At 43.8% G+C, this 2808-nt stretch carries 3 protein-coding genes; all 3 read left to right on the top strand.

All coding sequences use genetic code 11. The features are described 5' to 3' along the window. A partial coding sequence (locus tag WB217_RS02110; RefSeq protein ID WP_423990201.1) for an ABC transporter permease subunit occupies positions 1 to 889 on the top strand: 889 nt, incomplete at its 5' end. Positions 890 to 1133: 244 nt separating this feature from the next. Next, on the top strand, positions 1134 to 1853 hold the full coding sequence (locus WB217_RS02105) for a toxin regulator (RefSeq protein ID WP_423990199.1): 720 nt from the start codon (positions 1134 to 1136) through the stop codon (positions 1851 to 1853). A gap of 311 nt (positions 1854 to 2164) precedes the next feature. After that, the coding region (locus WB217_RS02100) for a RecQ family ATP-dependent DNA helicase (RefSeq protein WP_423990197.1) at positions 2165 to 2808 on the top strand (644 nt) is incomplete at its 3' end.

The raw sequence follows: 2808 nt of genomic DNA, 5'->3' as shown, positions 1-2808 counted from the left end.
GAATAAATCACTGACAATCGGCTTACTCATACTGTCTTTCCTGTTGGTCATCGCCTTTACGGCGCCATACCTTCCGTTTGTTGACATATCATTAAAAGAGCAAGTGATGAGGCAGAAAGAAGATGGCGGCTATGAACTGCCGCCTTTCGTCCCGTCAAAAGAATACCCAATCGGCTCGGATGCGAATGGAGTCGATTTATTGAGCAAGGTGTTGCTCGGGACGAAGGAAACGCTGCTTACCATTCTGGCGATTGCCCTGATCCGGTATATCTTCGCCCTACCACTTGCACTGGCGAGCTTTTATTCACGATTTTTCCATAAAATCCTCATCGTGTGGAATCGGTTGTTTTCATTCATGCCGCCAATTTTCTTTATCATTTTGATCGTGGGCACACCGTTTATCGTTTTTTCGGATAATCGGTATCTGTGGTTCATGATCGTACTTGCACTGATCGAAGTAGGCAGGGTGGCGGATATATTTTATCAAGGGATGTTGGATATCAAGAAAAAACCTTATGTGGAGGCTGGAATCGTCGCCGGCTCTTCGGCGCTGACGATGCTGCGGAACTACTATTGGCCGCCGTTAAGACCCTTCTTCATCGTCCAGTTTTTTTCGGACCTGGGGAGGATCCTCTTCCTGATCGGTCAGCTTGGAATCGTCGAAATCTTTTTCAGCGTTGAATTCGTTTCACAATTGAGCGGGGGGTATAAAGCCATGAATACCTCGAATATTTGGCCGACCTATTACCTGAATCTCACCAAGCACATCTGGTCGCACCCATGGCTGCCGATCACAGGCACCATTGCAATAGGCATCACGATTTTCGCATTTTCACTCACAAGCAATGGACTGCAGCAATATTTTGATAAGAAATATAAAAGGATTTAAAACGATGGGAGCATGGGGACGTACCTTATGCTTCCTTTTTTTAATAGAGGCTTTCATTGGATTCTATCATCCTATGGTGCTGAAGTATTTTAGAAGCAGAGGAAACGTCCCTTTGCTTCGTGAAAATGGGGAATTTTTGTCCAATGGATTGATGGTAAAAAAAGGATATGTCTTTTTGAAAATATTATTCTGGTAAAATGAATTAGTCAAACATCATAGAACATACTTTAGGGGGATTAACAAATTGGAAGTTGTTTTAGAGTTTATAAAAAAGAGATGGAAGTATATTGTAACGGCATTGATTGCTCTTGGTATTGGAGCGACGAGTGGTCCTTCACAAGTGCAAATGGATAGTGCGAATGCTGAGGTAGCTGAATTAGAGAAACAACTGAATACTAAAACAGAAACAGTAGCAAGCCTCGAAACCAAAAATAAAGATTTGCAAGCGAAAGTAGATGAAGCAGCTCCGTGGTTTAAAATACAAGAAGATGAGCGGAAACGAAAAGAAGCAGAAGCTAAGGCCGCCGAAGAGAAACGTTTAGCGGAAGAAAAGGCAAAGCAAGAAGCAGAGGAAGCCGCTAAAGCTAAAGCGGACGCGGACGCAATAGCAGCCGCAGAAGCAGAAGCTGCACAATTACAACAGCCAATTACCGCTGAAAAAGCGAAAGAAATTGTTGAGGATTATTCTATTGGAGAAAATGAAAGTTTAAATGACTTTTCTTTTGAAAATGGAGAGATACAAGCAACTGTTGAATTAGCTCCAAGTGAACTGTTTTCTGCAATGGATTTAGCAGTTAACGCATACAGTCAATTATCAGATGAATTATTAAACCATGAAGGCTGGCAAATACTAACTATTACATATGCTGGTGTAGGGACTATTAGCATGAATCGTAATGAAAAGGAAACAAATGATTTTGGTGATTATTTCCCGACAATGGAAATTGAAGAAAGAATTAATTGATAAAAGGTGGAAGCATGGGGACGTACCTTATGCTTCCTTTCTTTAATAGAAGCTTTCATCGGATTCTATCATCCTAGGGTGCTGAAATTTAGTTGGAAGAAGCAGAGGATACGTCCTTATGCTTCTAGGAAGAAGCGAAGGATACGTCCCTTTTGAAGTGGAGGGAACGGGTCTCTGTTTCTACTATTCACGAGTTTTCCATTGGGATTTATAGCCTTATCTGGTACAATGAAATTGTTACTCATCCCCATAGTTCTTCTCTTATTCTCCTCAAATCAGCCTAATTTTACCTTGAAAGGAGCCCGCCTATCATGCTTCAAAAAGCCCGTGAGTTATTGCAAAATCATTTTGGTTATTCTTCTTTTCGCCATGGTCAGGAACAGGCTATCAGTTCTGTACTGGACGGAAAAAATACGGTTTGTGTCATGCCGACTGGCGGCGGTAAGTCCATTGTCTATCAAATCCCTGCACTTGTGCTGCCGGGGACGACGATTGTCATTTCACCGCTAATCTCCTTGATGAAGGACCAGGTCGATACGCTTGTCCAGCTTGGCATTCCGGCGACCTATATCAACAGCTCGCTGACAGCCGGGGAAGCGGCTGCCCGCATGGATGATGCGCGCCGAGGAAAGTACAAACTGTTATATATTGCACCCGAGCGGCTTGGGTCATGGGAGTTCATGGACGATCTTCAGGACATGGACATCCCGTTGATTGCGGTCGACGAAGCGCACTGTATTTCGCAATGGGGCCATGATTTCCGGCCGAGCTATCTGCATATATCAAGTCTTGCTGACCGTCTGCCAAAGCAGCCAATCGTGCTGGCCTTAACGGCAACTGCTACACCGAAGGTAAGGGAGGACATCTGTGCCTCGCTAAAAATAAACCCTGAGAACACCGTCATAACAGGGTTTGAGCGGACGAACTTAAGTTTCTCAGTCATTAAAGGCCAGGA

The sequence above is a fragment of the Mesobacillus sp. genome (assembly GCF_049588175.1).
Classification (GTDB): domain Bacteria; phylum Bacillota; class Bacilli; order Bacillales; family Cytobacillaceae; genus Mesobacillus.
Note: the sequence above shows the minus strand (reverse complement) of the source record. Positions and strands in the feature narration are given on the sequence as shown.